This is a genomic window from Anabaenopsis sp. FSS-46 (genome assembly GCF_029891665.1).
GTDB lineage: Bacteria > Cyanobacteriota > Cyanobacteriia > Cyanobacteriales > Nostocaceae > Anabaenopsis > Anabaenopsis arnoldii.
On record NZ_JANQDG010000090.1, the window covers coordinates 26,153 to 42,348 of the forward strand.

13 protein-coding genes and 1 pseudogene are annotated in these 16,196 nt (G+C 44.5%); 9 read left to right on the top strand and 5 right to left on the bottom strand.

All coding sequences use genetic code 11. The features are described from left to right. Positions 1-17: 17 nt before the first annotated feature. From rpsG to NWP21_RS10575, 5 genes are all read left to right on the top strand, one after another. Positions 18-488: a 30S ribosomal protein S7 gene (rpsG, locus tag NWP21_RS10555; RefSeq protein ID WP_271733706.1), complete on the top strand. Its 471-nt coding sequence runs from the start codon at positions 18-20 to the stop codon at positions 486-488. 142 nt (positions 489-630) lie between these two features. Next, complete coding sequence (gene fusA / locus NWP21_RS10560; protein WP_280792662.1) at positions 631-2,709, top strand: elongation factor G; 2,079 nt, start codon at positions 631-633, stop codon at positions 2,707-2,709. A gap of 22 nt (positions 2,710-2,731) precedes the next feature. Continuing rightward, positions 2,732-3,961 (top strand): elongation factor Tu, encoded by a 1,230-nt coding sequence (tuf, locus tag NWP21_RS10565; RefSeq protein WP_280792663.1) that lies wholly within the window; start codon positions 2,732-2,734, stop codon positions 3,959-3,961. Between the two features lie 232 nt (positions 3,962-4,193). Further along, positions 4,194-4,511 carry a 30S ribosomal protein S10 gene (rpsJ, locus tag NWP21_RS10570; RefSeq protein WP_006196404.1) on the top strand — a complete coding sequence of 106 codons (318 nt, stop codon included), beginning with the start codon at positions 4,194-4,196 and terminating at the stop codon, positions 4,509-4,511. Positions 4,512-4,656: 145 nt separating this feature from the next. Next, positions 4,657-5,304 carry an LON peptidase substrate-binding domain-containing protein gene (locus NWP21_RS10575; RefSeq protein ID WP_271733710.1) on the top strand — a complete coding sequence of 216 codons (648 nt, stop codon included), beginning with the start codon at positions 4,657-4,659 and terminating at the stop codon, positions 5,302-5,304. 220 nt (positions 5,305-5,524) lie between these two features. Here NWP21_RS10575 and pheA read toward each other — a convergent pair whose 3' ends face one another. Beyond that, a complete protein-coding gene (gene pheA, locus NWP21_RS10580; RefSeq protein WP_271733711.1) occupies positions 5,525-6,394 on the bottom strand; it encodes a prephenate dehydratase in 870 nt (289 codons plus the stop codon). Positions 6,395-6,659: 265 nt separating this feature from the next. Here pheA and NWP21_RS10585 point away from each other — a divergent pair, with 265 nt between their 5' ends. Further along, positions 6,660-7,292, top strand: coding sequence for a DUF1997 domain-containing protein (locus NWP21_RS10585; protein ID WP_280792664.1), 633 nt, complete (start codon positions 6,660-6,662; stop codon positions 7,290-7,292). An 82-nt stretch (positions 7,293-7,374) separates the two neighbouring features. Here NWP21_RS10585 and NWP21_RS10590 read toward each other — a convergent pair whose 3' ends face one another. From NWP21_RS10590 to NWP21_RS10600, 3 genes are all read right to left on the bottom strand, one after another. Beyond that, positions 7,375-8,058 (bottom strand): ribonuclease HII, encoded by a 684-nt coding sequence (locus tag NWP21_RS10590; RefSeq protein ID WP_280792665.1) that lies wholly within the window; start codon positions 8,056-8,058, stop codon positions 7,375-7,377. A 7-nt stretch (positions 8,059-8,065) separates the two neighbouring features. Next, positions 8,066-10,285: an Rne/Rng family ribonuclease gene (locus NWP21_RS10595; protein WP_280792666.1), complete on the bottom strand. Its 2,220-nt coding sequence runs from the start codon at positions 10,283-10,285 to the stop codon at positions 8,066-8,068. Positions 10,286-11,264: 979 nt separating this feature from the next. Continuing rightward, entirely contained in the window at positions 11,265-13,916 is a 2,652-nt protein-coding gene (locus NWP21_RS10600) for a TIGR03960 family B12-binding radical SAM protein (RefSeq protein ID WP_280792667.1), read from the bottom strand. A gap of 706 nt (positions 13,917-14,622) precedes the next feature. On the opposite strand from NWP21_RS10600, the gene NWP21_RS10605 reads away from it, so the two are divergent. Both NWP21_RS10605 and NWP21_RS10610 read left to right on the top strand, forming a co-directional pair. Continuing rightward, a complete protein-coding gene (locus NWP21_RS10605; protein ID WP_271733716.1) occupies positions 14,623-14,820 on the top strand; it encodes a hypothetical protein in 198 nt (65 codons plus the stop codon). 133 nt (positions 14,821-14,953) lie between these two features. Beyond that, positions 14,954-15,238, top strand: a pseudogene (locus NWP21_RS10610) (aminotransferase class I/II-fold pyridoxal phosphate-dependent enzyme); the annotation flags it as partial. A 65-nt stretch (positions 15,239-15,303) separates the two neighbouring features. On the opposite strand, the gene NWP21_RS10615 reads toward NWP21_RS10610, so the two are convergent. After that, positions 15,304-15,642, bottom strand: a complete 339-nt coding sequence (locus tag NWP21_RS10615) for a hypothetical protein (protein ID WP_280792668.1) — start codon at positions 15,640-15,642, stop codon at positions 15,304-15,306. A gap of 250 nt (positions 15,643-15,892) precedes the next feature. On the opposite strand from NWP21_RS10615, the gene clpS reads away from it, so the two are divergent. Beyond that, positions 15,893-16,174: an ATP-dependent Clp protease adapter ClpS gene (gene clpS / locus NWP21_RS10620; protein ID WP_280792669.1), complete on the top strand. Its 282-nt coding sequence runs from the start codon at positions 15,893-15,895 to the stop codon at positions 16,172-16,174. The last annotated feature ends 22 nt before the right edge of the window (positions 16,175-16,196 follow it).

The window sequence follows — 16,196 nt, forward strand, 5'->3', positions numbered from 1 at the left end:
CGAAGTAAAGGTGAAGTATGTCTCGTCGTGGTGTTATTCAAAGGCGCCCAGTTCCGCCTGATTCCGTATATAACAGTCGCCTGGTCAGCATGATAATCCGGCGGGTGATGCGTCATGGAAAGAAATCACTGGCTGCTAGGCTGGTTTATGATGCCATGAAAACTATTGAAGATCGCACCGGCGCTCCGCCACTGGAAACTTTTGAAAGAGCAGTCCGCAACGCCACGCCTTTGGTAGAAGTAAAAGCGCGTCGAGTAGGCGGAGCCACCTATCAAGTACCGATGGAAGTACGTTCAGACAGGGGTACAACCCTAGCTTTGCGCTGGCTAGTTAAATTTTCCAGGTCTAGACCCGGACGCACAATGGCAAGTAAATTAGCTAATGAGTTAATGGATGCTGCCAACGAGACCGGGAATGCAATTCGCAAACGGGAAGAAACACACCGGATGGCAGAAGCTAACAAGGCTTTTGCACACTATCGTTACTAAGAAAAGTAGGGGTATATCGTGGATATAACAGCGGTATATCGCCTACGCACAAAAAAAATACGGTTTTCCGTAGAAGTATAGAACCTTAACAAAGAGTAATATACAAGATATCATGAGACAAAAACTATAATAGGAGGCTACTGTGGCACGTACGATCCCGCTAGAGAGAGTACGCAATATCGGTATTGCGGCGCATATAGATGCGGGCAAGACAACGACAACCGAAAGAATATTGTTTTACTCTGGCATAATTCATAAAATTGGCGAGGTTCATGAAGGAACAGCCGTGACAGACTGGATGGCGCAGGAGCGTGAACGGGGAATTACCATCACTGCTGCTGCTATCAGTACCAGTTGGAAAGATCATCAAATTAACATTATCGATACTCCCGGACACGTTGACTTCACAATTGAAGTAGAACGTTCTATGCGGGTGTTGGATGGTGTAATCGCGGTGTTTTGTTCTGTGGGCGGCGTGCAACCGCAGTCGGAAACAGTTTGGCGACAAGCAGACCGCTACAAAGTCCCCCGCATAGCTTTCATAAACAAAATGGATCGCACAGGGGCGAACTTTTACAGAGTTCACGAACAAATGCGCGATCGTCTGCGGACTAATGCCATTGCCATTCAACTACCAATTGGTAGTGAAAATGACTTGAGAGGAATCGTTGATCTGGTACGTCAGCGTGCCTATATTTACAACAACGACGAGGGAACAGATATCGAAGAAACAGATATCCCCGCCGAAATGCAAGAGCAGGTAGAAGAGTACCGCACCAAGCTGGTAGAAGCTGTAGCAGAAACCAATGACAGTCTGATGAGTAAGTACTTCGAGGGAGAAGAACTTACAGAAGATGAAATTCGTGGTGCACTGCGTCAAGGGACAATTGCGGGTACGATTGTGCCAGTACTGTGCGGCTCGGCATTTAAAAACAAAGGTGTGCAGTTGATGCTGGATGCAGTGGTAGATTATCTACCAGCACCAACGGAAGTACCAGCTATCCAAGGTACATTACCTACAGGTGAGGTGGTTGAGCGTAGAGCTGATGACCAAGAACCTCTATCAGCTCTAGCCTTTAAGATTATGGCTGATCCCTACGGTCGTCTCACCTTTGTTCGGGTTTATTCTGGTGTTCTGAAGAAAGGTAGTTATGTTCTCAACGCTACCAAGAACAAGAAAGAGCGGATTTCCCGTCTGGTGGTTCTCAAAGCAGATGAACGCCTAGATGTGGATGAAATGCGGGCTGGGGATTTGGGAGCAGCATTAGGATTAAAAGAGACCTTGACGGGTGATACCATAACTGACGAGGGATCACCAGTAATTCTGGAATCTCTATTCATTCCTGAGCCGGTAATCTCGGTGGCGGTTGAACCCAAAACCAAGAACGACATGGACAAGCTCTCTAAAGCTCTGCAATCTCTGTCTGAAGAAGACCCCACTTTCCGTGTCAGTGTAGATCCAGAAACCAACCAAACCGTAATCGCGGGAATGGGAGAACTACACCTGGAAATTCTGGTAGACAGGATGTTACGTGAATTCAAAGTAGAAGCGAATGTCGGCGCGCCGCAGGTAGCTTACCGCGAAACGATTCGGAAATCAGTCTCCAAAATTGAAGGGAAATTCATTCGCCAAAGTGGTGGTAAAGGTCAATATGGTCACGTTGTGATCGATTTGGAACCAGGCGAACCGGGTACGGGCTTTGAATTTGTTTCTAAAATTGTGGGTGGTGTCGTACCAAAAGAATACGTCGGACCCGCAGAACAAGGAATGAAAGAAAGCTGCGAATCCGGTGTATTAGCAGGATATCCACTAATTGATGTCAAAGCAACTCTGGTGGATGGGTCATACCACGATGTAGACTCTTCAGAAATGGCTTTCAAAATTGCTGGCTCAATGGCAATGAAAGAGGCAGTATTGAAGGCTTCTCCTGTACTATTAGAACCTATGATGAAAGTTGAGGTTGAAGTACCCGAAAACTTCCTTGGGGATGTGATGGGCGACCTTAACTCTCGTCGTGGACAAATTGAAGGTATGGGATCTGATGATGGTTTAGCCAAGGTAACTGCTAAAGTCCCATTGGCAGAAATGTTTGGCTACGCTACTGATATCCGCTCGAAGACCCAAGGTCGGGGTATCTTCTCGATGGAATTTAGCCACTACGAAGAAGTACCTCGCAACGTGGCTGAAGCAATCATAGCGAAAAGCAAAGGGAACGCTTAATTAAAAAAGGAAACGAGCATTCATGGCACGCGCAAAGTTTGAAAGGACTAAACCCCACGTTAATATCGGTACAGTTGGTCACGTTGATCATGGTAAAACTACTTTAACAGCAGCCATTACTATGACTCTGGCAGCGCTGGGTCAAGCTACAGGTAAAGGCTACGATCAAATTGATAATGCCCCAGAAGAAAAGGCACGGGGGATTACCATCAATACGGCTCACGTTGAGTATGAAACCGGCGATCGGCACTATGCTCACGTAGATTGCCCAGGACACGCTGATTATGTGAAAAACATGATCACTGGTGCGGCTCAAATGGATGGTGGTATTCTCGTAGTTTCCGCCGCAGATGGCCCCATGCCCCAAACCCGTGAACACATCCTACTCGCAAAGCAGGTAGGTGTGCCCAGTCTGGTTGTGTTCCTGAACAAGGAAGACATGGTAGATGACCCAGAACTATTAGAGTTGGTAGAATTAGAAGTCCGTGAGCTATTATCTAGCTACGATTTCCCCGGTGACGACATCCCCATTATATCGGGATCCGGTCTCAAAGCATTGGAAAAAATGACTGCCAACCCCAAAACTCAACGGGGTGAAGATGAGTGGGTAGACAAAATTTACGCCCTCATGGAAGCAGTAGATTCCTACATTCCTACTCCCGACCGTGCTGTAGATAAACCCTTCCTGATGGCAGTGGAAGACGTATTCTCGATCACAGGTCGTGGTACTGTGGCCACTGGTCGGATTGAGCGTGGTAAGGTTAAGGTCGGTGATGTGGTTGAACTAGTGGGCATTAAAGACACTCGCAACACCACGGTGACTGGGATCGAGATGTTTAAGAAGAGTCTCGAAGAAGGTATGGCTGGTGATAACGCCGGTGTGCTCCTGCGCGGTATCCAAAAAACTGACATCGAGCGCGGTATGGTAATTGCCAAACCAGGTTCTATTACTCCTCACACTCAATTTGAAGGTGAAGTATACGTCTTGACAGAGAAAGAAGGCGGACGGAAAACCCCATTTTTCTCCGGCTATCGTCCTCAGTTTTACGTACGGACAACTGATGTAACCGGCACCATCAAATCCTTCACTTCTGATGATGGTAGCGAGGCAGAAATGGTGATGCCGGGCGATCGCATTAAAATGACAGTGGAATTGATCAACCCCATTGCTATTGAGCAAGGAATGCGCTTCGCAATTCGTGAAGGTGGACGCACTATTGGTGCCGGTGTCGTCTCCAAAATTCTGAAGTAACACCTTTTTGTTCTATAAGCAAGGAGCGCTGGTAGATAATCTATCGGTGCTCCTTTATCTTCCTTCTTTGATTGCTTGTTCAAGTAATCACCTATGCTGCGGCTAATCTCAGCAGAAAAGGAATTGTGACAGTCTCACCCCAAAGCCTTGGCCACGGTGGGCATAAAAAGTCACTATCCCCGATAATTCTCAGAAAAATCATCATCATTCATCAGAACCTAGAAAATTAAAGATGGCAACTCTACAGCAGCAGAAAATTAGAATTCGTTTACAGGCTTTTGACCGTCGCTTATTGGACACATCTTGCGAGAAGATTGTAGACACGGCTAACAGAACTAACGCTACAGCTATAGGCCCAATTCCTTTACCAACAAAACGTAAAATCTACTGTGTGCTGCGATCGCCTCACGTAGATAAAGATGCCCGGGAACACTTTGAAACCCGCACCCATCGCCGGATTATTGACATTTATCAACCTTCTTCCAAAACTATTGATGCCCTGATGAAGCTAGATTTACCTTCTGGTGTGGACATTGAAGTAAAACTATAAGGTTAATGCTGTAATATTTACCCAGCCCTGAAGAAATTTATCTCAGGGCTTTTTATCGGCTGGGAAACAAATGATAGAATATCAGAAAAGTACGGGGAAAGCAGAGAAGAATAAATTTCACAATTAATTTTATACAAAGGTAACAATGACATCCTCTTCTAAAATTGCAGTTCGCGAACTACCTCTGTTCCCGTTACCCGAAGTAGTTCTATTCCCTAGTAGACCATTACCCCTACACATCTTTGAATTCCGCTACCGAATCATGATGAATACGATTTTGGAGAGCGATCGCCGATTCGGTGTGTTAATGGTCGATCCAGTTGACGGTACAATCGCTAATATTGGTTGCTGTGCAGAAATCATTCATTACCAACGGCTGCCAGATGACCGCATGAAAATGTTAACTTTGGGACAGCAAAGGTTCCGTGTTTTAGAATACGTCCGCGAAAAGCCTTACCGTGTTGGGTTAGTAGAATGGTTAGAAGATCAGCCGCCAACTCAAGATTTACGCCCCTTAGCCGCAGATGTCGAACAACTCTTACGAGATGTAGTTCGTCTCTCAGCCAAATTAACTGAGCAAAATATGGAACTACCAGAGGAATTACCCGACCTACCTACAGAACTTTCTTACTGGGTAGCAAGTAATCTCTATGGTGTGCCATCAGAGCAACAAGCATTGTTAGAAACACAAGATACCTTACTTCGCTTGGAAAGAGAAGCAGAAATTTTGACTTCTACTCGGAATCATTTAGCAGCCCGCGCCGTCCTCAAAGATACTTTCAATAATTCGTAATATAGCATTTCCCATGCTCGTGAGGTACAAATTTTTTTAGTTTGAGGGAACAGGGAATAGGGAACAGGGAATAGGGAATAGGGAATAGGGAATAGGGAATTGGTGTGTACTTCATGAGCCTGAAAAAGGCTATATTTCCTTTTTCCCAGGGGAAGGCTATGTGATAACTGGCGTGGCGTAGCCATAGGTAATTCGTAATTCGTATTTTTTGAATTACGAATTACAACCCAGTTTTTATAGGTAGAATATTATAGCTGCCAAAAATCTTCAAGATTTCTGTATGCTCAGTTAACTGCGCTAAAGCGCATCGCATTTGCTCTTCGTGCACATCTGCTTCTAAATCAATAAAAAACAAATATTCTCCTAGCGATCGCTTCGTTGGTCGCGATTCAATACGACTAAGATTAATCCCTAACCCAGCAAATACCTGTAGTGGTTTAAGTAGCGTTCCCGGCAAATTCGCTGGGACAGTGAAAGCCAAGGAAGTGTAATGAGCACTTCCTGATATAGCCACTAAATCTTCCACCCATTGACTCACCACCCAAAAGCGAGTGCAGTTGTCGGGGTAGTCATTAATATTACTAGCCAATATAGGCAATTTATAGAGTTCGGCGGCTCTACTGGATGCGATCGCAGCCGCGGTTAAATCTCCATCCAGTCGCTGTAGGGATTCGGTAGTCGAATTACTCGCTATTAACTGCACAGTTGGGAGAAACTGCCCTAACCATCCTTGACATTGTGCTAAAGCTTGTGGGTGAGAATAAACAGTTTGAATAGTATCTAAACTACCGGCACAAGAAATTAAAGCATGAGCAATCGGCATCACCAAAGCCAACTGAACTCGTAAACTATCCAACTGCCATAGTGTATCCATTGTCATAGTTACACTGCCTTCAATAGAATTTTCTACCGGTACAACAGCTAACAGAGTTTCTCCAGACGCAACAGCGTTGAGTGATTGGGAAATGCTCGAATATGGACACAACATAGCTTGATTACCTGTTTTTTTTGCCAGCCAGTTAGCATAAAAAGCAGTTACTTGTTCTGCATAAGTGCCAGGAGGTCCTAAATGAGCAATAGATATAGTCACAGACTTTAGTCCTAAATTATTTATCTAAACTAGAGGCCTATTGTAATAGGACTCCATCATGGAGCATGGTTGAGCCGAGGTTATGACTGTATGATAGGTAAAAATAGTCTTTTGTGAACAGCTTTTAAATAGAGTTCAATCCAATTTTCTCAAGTTTTCTCCCAGTCAATTGGAGTCCGCTCCTATAATGTTTCAACGAATAGAAAAAAATAAAATTATAATTTAATTAAAAACAGAAATATTCAACAATTATTGCTTTTAATTCATGGCTACCCAGTTTACCGCCTGCCAAACAGTAAGAATTAATGTACCACCACAACCCATCCCTATCCGACATTACCTGCGTCAGCCCCAACGTCTAGTCAACGCACTCACAGATAATAGTCGCATACAGCAAGTTTCAGAAGAAGTATTTCGCTTAAAAATGCGTCCATTAACCTTCATGTCACTGAGTATTCAACCCACTGTAGACCTGAAAGTTTGGGCAGAATCACATGGAACCATTCAGGTGCGATCGGTAAATAGTCAAATTCTGGGCTTCGAGTACATCAACCAGCGCTGGTCATTAAATTTACAAGGGTATTTATCACCCCAAGAAAACAACAACATCACCATCCTCCAAGGAAAAGCCGACCTAAAAGTAGAAGTAGATATCCCAGCCCCATTTTGCTTCACACCTCAGCCCATCCTAGAAGCCACAGGTAATGGTTTACTCAAAAGTATACTGATGACCATAAAACAACGCCTACAGCATCAACTCCTAGCCGATTACCACCACTGGGCAACATCACAGGGTATGGAACCTCTCCTAATTGACAACACTAGCGCTGATTGCAATCAGCGCAGTGCCAAAGGCAATTGCAGTCCGGGGGAAATCCCTATTCTCAACCCAGATTAACTCACTCCCTTGTATAAAACATATCTCAACCTAGACCAAGGGGATTATTTAAGAACTAGCAAACTAGCCGTAGCTTCTATGGTTAAAGTCCAACGCCTTGAGCTTCAGTTAAGTGATCGTTCACTTGACAACCACGAAAAGATTTGCGATGCAGTCGTGATGGACCATACTGTTGCAGAGCCAGCAAATGCTTTTGGCTACCATAGCCCTTATTCTTCTCCAAATTATATAAAGGATACTTTGATGCCAAACGGATGAGCAGCGAGTCACGCCAAACCTTAGCGACAATACTAGCAGCTGCAATACTCACATGAGTTTCGTCACCCTTAACGATAGTTTGTTGAGACACCAACAAATCCTTAATCAGCTGGTTACCATCAACTAAACATAGTTGAGGCTGTACATTCAGTTTCAGCACAGCCCGCTTCATAGCTAACAGAGTTGCCTGCAAAATATTTAGTTCATCAATCTCAGTACTGGAAGCAACCCCAATAGTCCAGTCCGTCGCCAATTCACAAATTTGCCCTGCTAGTGTAATTCTCCGAGAACTGGAAAGTTTTTTACTATCCTTAATACCAGCAGCTATGAGTTTTGGCAAGGCACAACCAGGCAAAATCACAGCTGCTGCCACCACAGGACCAAACAAAGCACCGCGCCCCACCTCATCTATACCCGCCACCAAGTCACAAGAGAAAGGTGAAAAAGGGAGACCCGCCTCACCCGAATTCAAGAATCCGGGATGTGAAATTGTTTCTTCTGTCTGCATAACAGAATTAATTGTCCTCACCTGTAGAAGAGTTAGACTCTAGGGCAGAAGAACGACGGCGGCGGCGACGGTTACCAGTAGAGATTTTGTCGATCGGCGTAACGGCAGGTGTCACTTCCAAATCCATAGGCAAGCTATGAGTAGTAGCTTCTGGAGTTTCAACTACGCTCTCTATGATTATGGTTTCTTCTTGGGGTTCAAAGCCATACTGCCTATCCAGCACATTGGGGGTTTTATCTTCTGGTAGCGACAACTGATTATTGGGTTCATCCTGTGACTCAAAAATCAAATTTTGATTCTTTGTAACATTAGTGTCTAACTCTCCTGGTGCAATAATATTAATAATTACTGACTTGGGACTTTTCCCCTGAGATTCCTCATCCAACTTCAATAAAGGAGAAACCCCCATCAAAGCGAACACATCTTGTTCTTGGGGACTCATTTCCACAGTTTTAAATTCCGGTGGTTCTACCACTGGTTTAATTGGGTCGAGCTTCTCCCTGGTAGCCCGCCCAGTTCTCTCTTGCCAACCGGATTTAGTTAAGGAGGGAGAGGGAATTTCTGGAGTAGACCTTTGGGTATCAACGTCTAAGTCTATATCTAAATCATTGTCAAAACCTACTTCACCAGGAATCACCCCACCGATGTCTCCACCTCGACTCGATAGAGAGTCTAGGCTACGTATATCATCGTTAGTATTAACTCCATTAAGACCAGATCTACCATGGTTGTTCTTACGAACACGACGCTTTACGTCACGTGGTTCTTGATAGCTAGGATGATTAATGGGAGTATCAATATCCCCAGATGGGCCACGCAATCCATCAAACCCCTCGTCAAAAGACTCATAACCTCGCGCCTTTACTGCCTGTATCCTTGGTGTTTGAACTCTCCCCACGCTATCGTTATTAGGAAAAGAAACCTTAGACTGAGTAGAGCCGAAATCCGAACGCTCTGGTATTTCAGCAGTGGTTGGCAGTCGGGTTTCTGTATCTCCTGGCAAACGCACAGTATGCCCCAACCCGCCACAAGTGGGGCAAGTATGACCAAATAATTCATAAATATTTTGACCTTGGCGTTTACGGGTCAGTTCTACTAGTCCTAACTCCGTGAGTTGGGCAATCTGAGGACGAGCTTTGTCTGCCTTGAGTGCTTTATTAAAGTGTTCTAAAACTTGTAATTGGTCGCGCCGCGATTCCATATCAATGAAGTCAACCACAATTACCCCGGCAATATTTCGCAGCCGTAGCTGACGAGCGATTTCCGTAGCAGCTTCACAGTTTGTCCACAACACTGTTTCCCTCGCCGTTGCGGATCTCGTGAAGGAACCAGAGTTAACATCTACTACTGTTAATGCTTCTGTTGGTTCAATGATAATATAGCCGCCAGAGGGTAAGTCTACTCTCGGTTTGAGGGCTTCTCTAATTGCGGCACTAATGCGGAAATATTCTAAAATTGGCGAGCGATCGCGGTGATGGTCGAACAATACGCCCTGGGGTGTTTGACCTCCACTCCAATTCTGCAAATACTGTTTTACTCTTTTCAAGCCGGTGCTGGAATCCACCACAATCCGATTCACATCGGCACCGTACATATCTCTGAGTACCCGCTGGATAAAGTCATCGTCCCGATTCAGTAGCGCCGGGGCGCGGGTAGAATGTGCTTCTTGCTGAATGGCTTCCCATTGCTTTTGCAACAGTTCCAAATCTTCAATAATAGCCTCTTCTGGTTTGCCTTCTGCTTCTGTACGCACCAGTAAACCCATTCCCGCCGGTTTAATCAAAATTGCTAGCGCACGCAAGCGGTTGCGCTCACTCTCACTTTTAATGCGTCGAGATAAGTTTACCCCCCGACCGTAGGGCATGAGAACTACATAGCGTCCTGGTGATGTGATGTTACCTGTGAGCCTAGGACCTTTCGTCCCTGTTGGCTCCTTCATCACTTGTACCAAAACTTTTTGTTGTGGTGCTAATAGTTCTGTAATTGCTGCTGCCGTACGCTTTAGCTTCAATGGACCCAAGTCGGTCACATGAATAAATCCGTTACGCTCTGGATCTCCGATATTGACAAAAGCCGCATCTATTCCTGGTAATACATTTTCTACTACACCTAAGTAGATATCACCAATTTGGTGATGACCAGTGGCGACTACGAGTTCTTGTATTTGATCTTCAGAAAAGACAGCAGCAATTTGATGCTGTTCTGCTATGATAATTTGCTTTGGCATTCAATTTCCTCAAAAATTGGCAGCGCCAACGAGAAGCTTAGAGGAACACGCGTGCCTTTCGCCCCTGCCAGCCCCAAAAGGCGCTGCTGATCATCAAAATTGTGACTTCTTTGCTCAAAATTAAAGGGAGCATCGGACTAAAGAGTTGCGTTTACACGCGGTGATTATTTCCCAACGGCTGCATATTATTCAACCAAAGTTAACATTTTAAAATCAGGGCAACCCTCTATGGGTGATTTTTGATGCTATACCATTGGTAGCTAGAGATTAGGCATTTAGCACTTGTTTAGAAAGTATAGAGGAAGAGTTGGCCACGGCAGCCCATTTTTTAAGTTACTAGTTCACTTAGCTATAGGGATAGTGGCTTCTACAAGACAAGTCTCACAACTACTTCTACAGCAGCTCCAGCAGCATTCGGCTGATAGCTTGTGTGGCGTAGCCATTCGCTTATGTCCTAGGAAGAGCGGCAAGCTGTCTTCATTACCCAGTCTTTGGATACAATTCTAGAAGTCACAATTTTATATGCTTACACAGAAGCCTCAACGCAAGTCTTAGCTAAGTACACGCTCCCATAGCTATAGATAGCTTTTCCTCCCTGCTTAGTAGGGGATTAAGCTTCCCCTGTTTAGAAAACCGGGGATTTCTGAAGAGTCCATAAACGAACTTTCTTAGGCTGACTTAAACAGCCTCTACTGATTCCGCTAAGATCAATTCCTAGCATCACCCCTACTTTTCTCAAAATATTAGCGGTAGCCCAGCAGTCCGCATTAATTTTGAATCCATCAGAAGTTTTATATACCCCACGACTAACTCATTTTTCGCCTGCTGTCCACCCTGCGGGTTTTTCACCATCATGGTTAACTGTCACTGCGAATCAAGCCGTTGGCACTTCCTCCACTGTCTAAAGCCAAGTGGCTTCCGTGCCTTTCGGCGATTTTCTGGTGAGGGAGGCTCTAAATAAAGCATTGCTTATTAGGGATTATACACCTAAAACTAGCTGGTTGCGGTGGATGTGCAGCAATTGAAATTCTTCGAGCGATACTATCTCTAGCATAGACAGTATTTGTTCGGGACGCAAGACCACACCATCATGGCGACAACTTCCTAGATAATGCAGAACAGCTGTGGACTCTGCTGTACTGGTTTCAGTTTCTACTAATTCCAGTTCAAACAACCGGGAGCGCAGATTTACTAATTCCTTCTTCCCTGATTTGCTAGTTTTCTCCCACCATAGCTCATTTTTGGCTTTGATGGCATCAATCCATTCTTGCCATTGTGTTACTGTTACTGATCTGGAGGTTGCTACCTTAATTACATAAGCCGCAGCCTCCATGACTTGGTTAGCTGCGGTGGCTTTCAAGTCTATACTAGCAACTTTATATATGGGGATGTCCCCAGGCAGTTCCTGAACTAGTTGCTGTCGGAAATTCTCAACTTCCACTGGCTGGGTTAACTCAAAATCTACAATTTCTCCACTGCTGGTGGACCCAAGAGCTAAAGCACTGGCGATCGCAATCCGGGGGCTAGGATGAAATCCACCGGTAAAGGCAATGGGTATACCTGCTCTGCGGATGACCCGATCAAACAGGCGCATTAAATCCAGGTGGCTCACTAAAGCCATGGACCCTTGCTTACCAAACCAGACCCGCAGTCTTTGGGTTTTATTTGTATTGGGAACAAAATTGCCGGGAAATTCTGGTATTGGTGGCGGTGAAATCACAATGTTATGTCCGAAGTCTGTGCCGCAGACACCGCAGTGTGAGCAAGCTGCAAAAGAACAATCCGGGACTACTGCCGCTGCTAAAGCCCGTTTTAAGTCTTCCTGCAGCCATTTTTTATCGATGCCTGTGTCTATATGATCCCAAGGTAAGGGCATATTTAGGGAGTCTGGCGAAGGTAGTGGGGGAGTGAAAGCCGAATTTACGCCCCTTCCCCTTGTCCCCTCAACTTTGTCTTCCTGGCTATCAAACAGATTCCACTCGCCCTTTTCTACCCGCCTATATTTCCAATCTAAACCAGCTTCGGCGATGGCTGTTTCCCAAGCACCAAAGGCTGCATCTAAATTTTCATACCAGGAATCCATACCGGCTCCTAATTCCCAGGCGCGACGGACTACTTTCCCTAGTGTGCGATCGCCTCTGCCCACAAAGTCTTCCATTGCCGAAATTCGGACATCGGTGAAATTCACCTTAACACCCCTAATGCGACGGAATTCTTGTCTGAGTAAGTTTTGTTTCCGTTTGAACTCTGTAGTAGAAACTGAGTGCCATTGAAAAGGCGTATGGGGCTTGGGTGTAAAGTTAGAAATTGTCAGGTTAAAGTTTAGTGGTTTTCTGCCTCTACCGCGACATTCTCGTTGTAGCCAACTGACTGTTTCCGCAATGCCTACCACATCGGCATCTGTTTCCCCCGGCAAGCCAATCATGAAATATAACTTAATTTTATCCCAGCCTTGTTCCCAAGCTGTCTTTACGCCTCTTAATAATTCTTCATTAGTTAAACCCTTATTTACAATATCCCGCATTCTTTGTGTGCCGGCTTCTGGCGCAAAAGTTAGTCCACCTTGCCTGGTTCCACCCAGAATCTTGGCAATATTTTCATCAAATCTATCTACCCGTTGACTAGGCAGTGTCAGGGAAATATTCTCCGTTTTTAACCGGTTTTTGATTTCCATCCCTACTGCTGGTAAGGACAAATAATCGGAACAACTCAGGGATAGCAAGGAAAACTCATTGTATCCAGTAGCCCGCATTCCTTTTTCAATGGTTGCTACTACCTGTTCTGGTTCCACATCCCTGGCTGGACGAGTCAGCATTCCTGGTTGACAAAAGCGACAACCACGTGTACATCCTCGGCGAATTTCCAGTGTGAGACGGTCATGGACGGTTTCCATGTAAGGAACTAAACCAATGGAATATGCTGGAATTGGGGTTGCTACCCTGCGGATAATCCGTTTTGGCACATCCTTTCGGCGAGGATGTACTGAGCCATCCGTTGCCATATCGTAAAATTGAGGGACATAGACCCCTGGTATCTGAGCCAAGTCTAGGAGTAGATTTTCCCGACTTAGTTTGCTTTGTTTCCCTTCTGCCAACACTAACCCAATTTCTGGTAGTAATTCTTCCCCATCGCCGAGGGCGAAAAACTCGAAGAAGTCGGCGTATGGTTCGGGGTTTGATGTGGCCGTCTGTCCCCCGGCAAAAATTAACGGGTAGTTACCCTCGGCTCTTTCTTGCCATGTGAGGGGGATTCCCGCTAGGTCTAACATTTCCAGGATATTAGTTGCTCCCAGTTCATAACTGAGACTAAAACCTAAAATGTCAAATTCTTCTAAGCGTCGCTTTGATTCTACGGCAAACAAGGGTGTATTGGTTGCCCTCAGTTTTGCAGCCAGGTCAGATCCTGGTAAATAAGAGCGATCGCATAATTGCTGGGGCTGGGCATTCAGTATATTATATAGAATAATATGCCCTAAGTTAGACGAGCCGACTTCATACACCTCTGGGTAGGTTAAAGCCCAGCGTATTGTGGCCTTATGCCAGGGTTTATGTACTGCCAAGCGCTCGTTACCAAGGTAACGCGCTGGCTTTAATATATCCGCTGTGATTAATTTCTCAACTGCAACAACCACTATGCTATCTTCTTAGCTACCTTAATTACAGCTAATCTACTATAATTTAGCATTAATGTAGCCTGTGTGGTGCAGTTATTCAATCTTCATGGCCATATTTTTGTAAAAATGCAGCTTTGTCCGTTGCTGAATCACAATCTACAATTATAAATTGCAGTTATTGGTAGATTTATTTGGTACATTTATACTTTTACATATTCAACAGCGTTTACTAACTTATCTATCGCGGTGTGGGTGAGAGTCGGGCAGGCGTAGGGGGACTAATTGATACTTTAACTGTACAGCGCCAACTTTTGCTTCTGATGTATTCCCAGATGTTCCGGTAACTTTGCGGAATTTTTATCAAACATCAGATGTTTGATAAAATTGTCGTAAATACAGGATAAAATGTGTATCTGTATACTTTTTTTGCCGTCCATCTGCAAAACAATTTACATAGACCGCCATAGAGAAGATAAATTAAGCGTAACTTTTCTGACAAAGCTTACGGGGTTAGTAACTCAAACTAATTAACTCACTCTCAGGTTTAGATGCAAAGACTTGATTTATTGTCATGCTGGACAGGGTTGCATACCAAGGTTAAAGACAGATTATTTATTCCATGCTCTAATGATATAGTTCACACCAGCATGAAAAATTAAATCACATTGTATACCCAACAGTATCTTGGACAGGAATTATCACATATAGTCTTGGTATATTACTGATGAGAACTAAATACATTATCCGTCAACTGGTTGAAAAAGCCCTTGATATTCAAAAATTAACTCCCGAAATCGAAAATGAAATCAATTCAGAACTAACTCAAATGGGTTACATTTCTGATGTAGATTATGAAGCTCTAGAGTTATTAATGGCAGAAATGGATGCGGGTAGGGTAAAGTTAGTACCTAGTTGGGGTTGACTACTGCTTGCTGACAAGGGAAATCCCGGGTCATGGCTAGTGTTTTTCCCGGAAATTTAGTATTTATTTCACCGGTGTGGCGTAAACTGTGCTAATGAGCATCCATAACTTGCATTAGTAGTAACAAACCACCATGCAGCCCGCTAAACGTTTAGAAAAAATTCCTCCTTATTTGTTTGCTGAACTTAACAGCAAACGGGAACAACTTGGGCTTCAGGGAGTTGATATCATTAATCTGGCACTGGGCGACCCAGATAAACCAACTCCTACTCAGATTCTTCAGACCATGCATCAAGCAATTGATGACCCCTCCACCCATAACTACCCACCCTATCAGGGAACACAAGAATTCAGGGAGGCTGCGGTTAATTGGATGGAACGGAGGTTTGGGGTGACAGGGTTAAATCCACATACAGAGATGCTGGTATTCGTTACGCTTAATTTCGGGCAGCGAATAGGCATGAGGACGGTAAATTCCTTCCCCTAGTCCTCAATTCCTCGGTATATCTGCTGAATAAATTGATAATATTGCTGTTGAGCGGCTGAGTCTAGGTTGCTTTTGGGTTCTTTAGCTAAAATCTGGCTCAAAAAGGTAATGACCTCCGTATCTAGGGCTGGTCGCACCAAATTAAGAGGACAAAGCAAATGTGAACCATCTCGCAGATCAGTAATAATTGGTGGTTCTGGTGTACAGTTAGCTAACAGCAGGGGACGTAACCAGCACAGCTGACGAGCAACCACGACTTGGATAACTTCTGCAAGTAAATTCTTGTCACTATGGTCTAAAGATACAATTTGTCCTGGTTGAAACTCTAGGCTCATATTCGTTAAATTGACGAAGTGGCGGCTTATTTGATTGTAAAAGCGAGAATAGGCTATCTCAAACCAAGATATTCAACATACCTTAATTTCAGATTATCAGAAATTTCTGGGCAGAGTGGAAAGCGTTCAGGTTAATCTTTGAGGTTTGTATCGGGATGTTATAGCATAAGTAAATAAGTATTAAGTCAATGCTATCGACTGACTTAACATCTACTTTGTTGTCAATCATCGAAATTAAAAGCAAACAGCCGTGTCTGTAGAAACCATTGAGAAGCGTTCCACATCCCGCAAGCTTGCCCCTCGGTACCGGGTTTTGCTCCATAATGACGACTACAACTCCATGGAGTATGTAGTACAGACACTAGTAACTACAGTACCGAGCCTGACCCAACCCCAAGCAGTAAGCATTATGATGGAAGCCCATACTAACGGTTTGGCTTTAGTCATTACTTGCGCTCAGGAACACGCGGAATTTTATTGCGAAACATTAAAAAGTCGTGGTTTAAGTAGCACTATTGAACCGGACGAATAAGACAATATATTGGACTTATTCC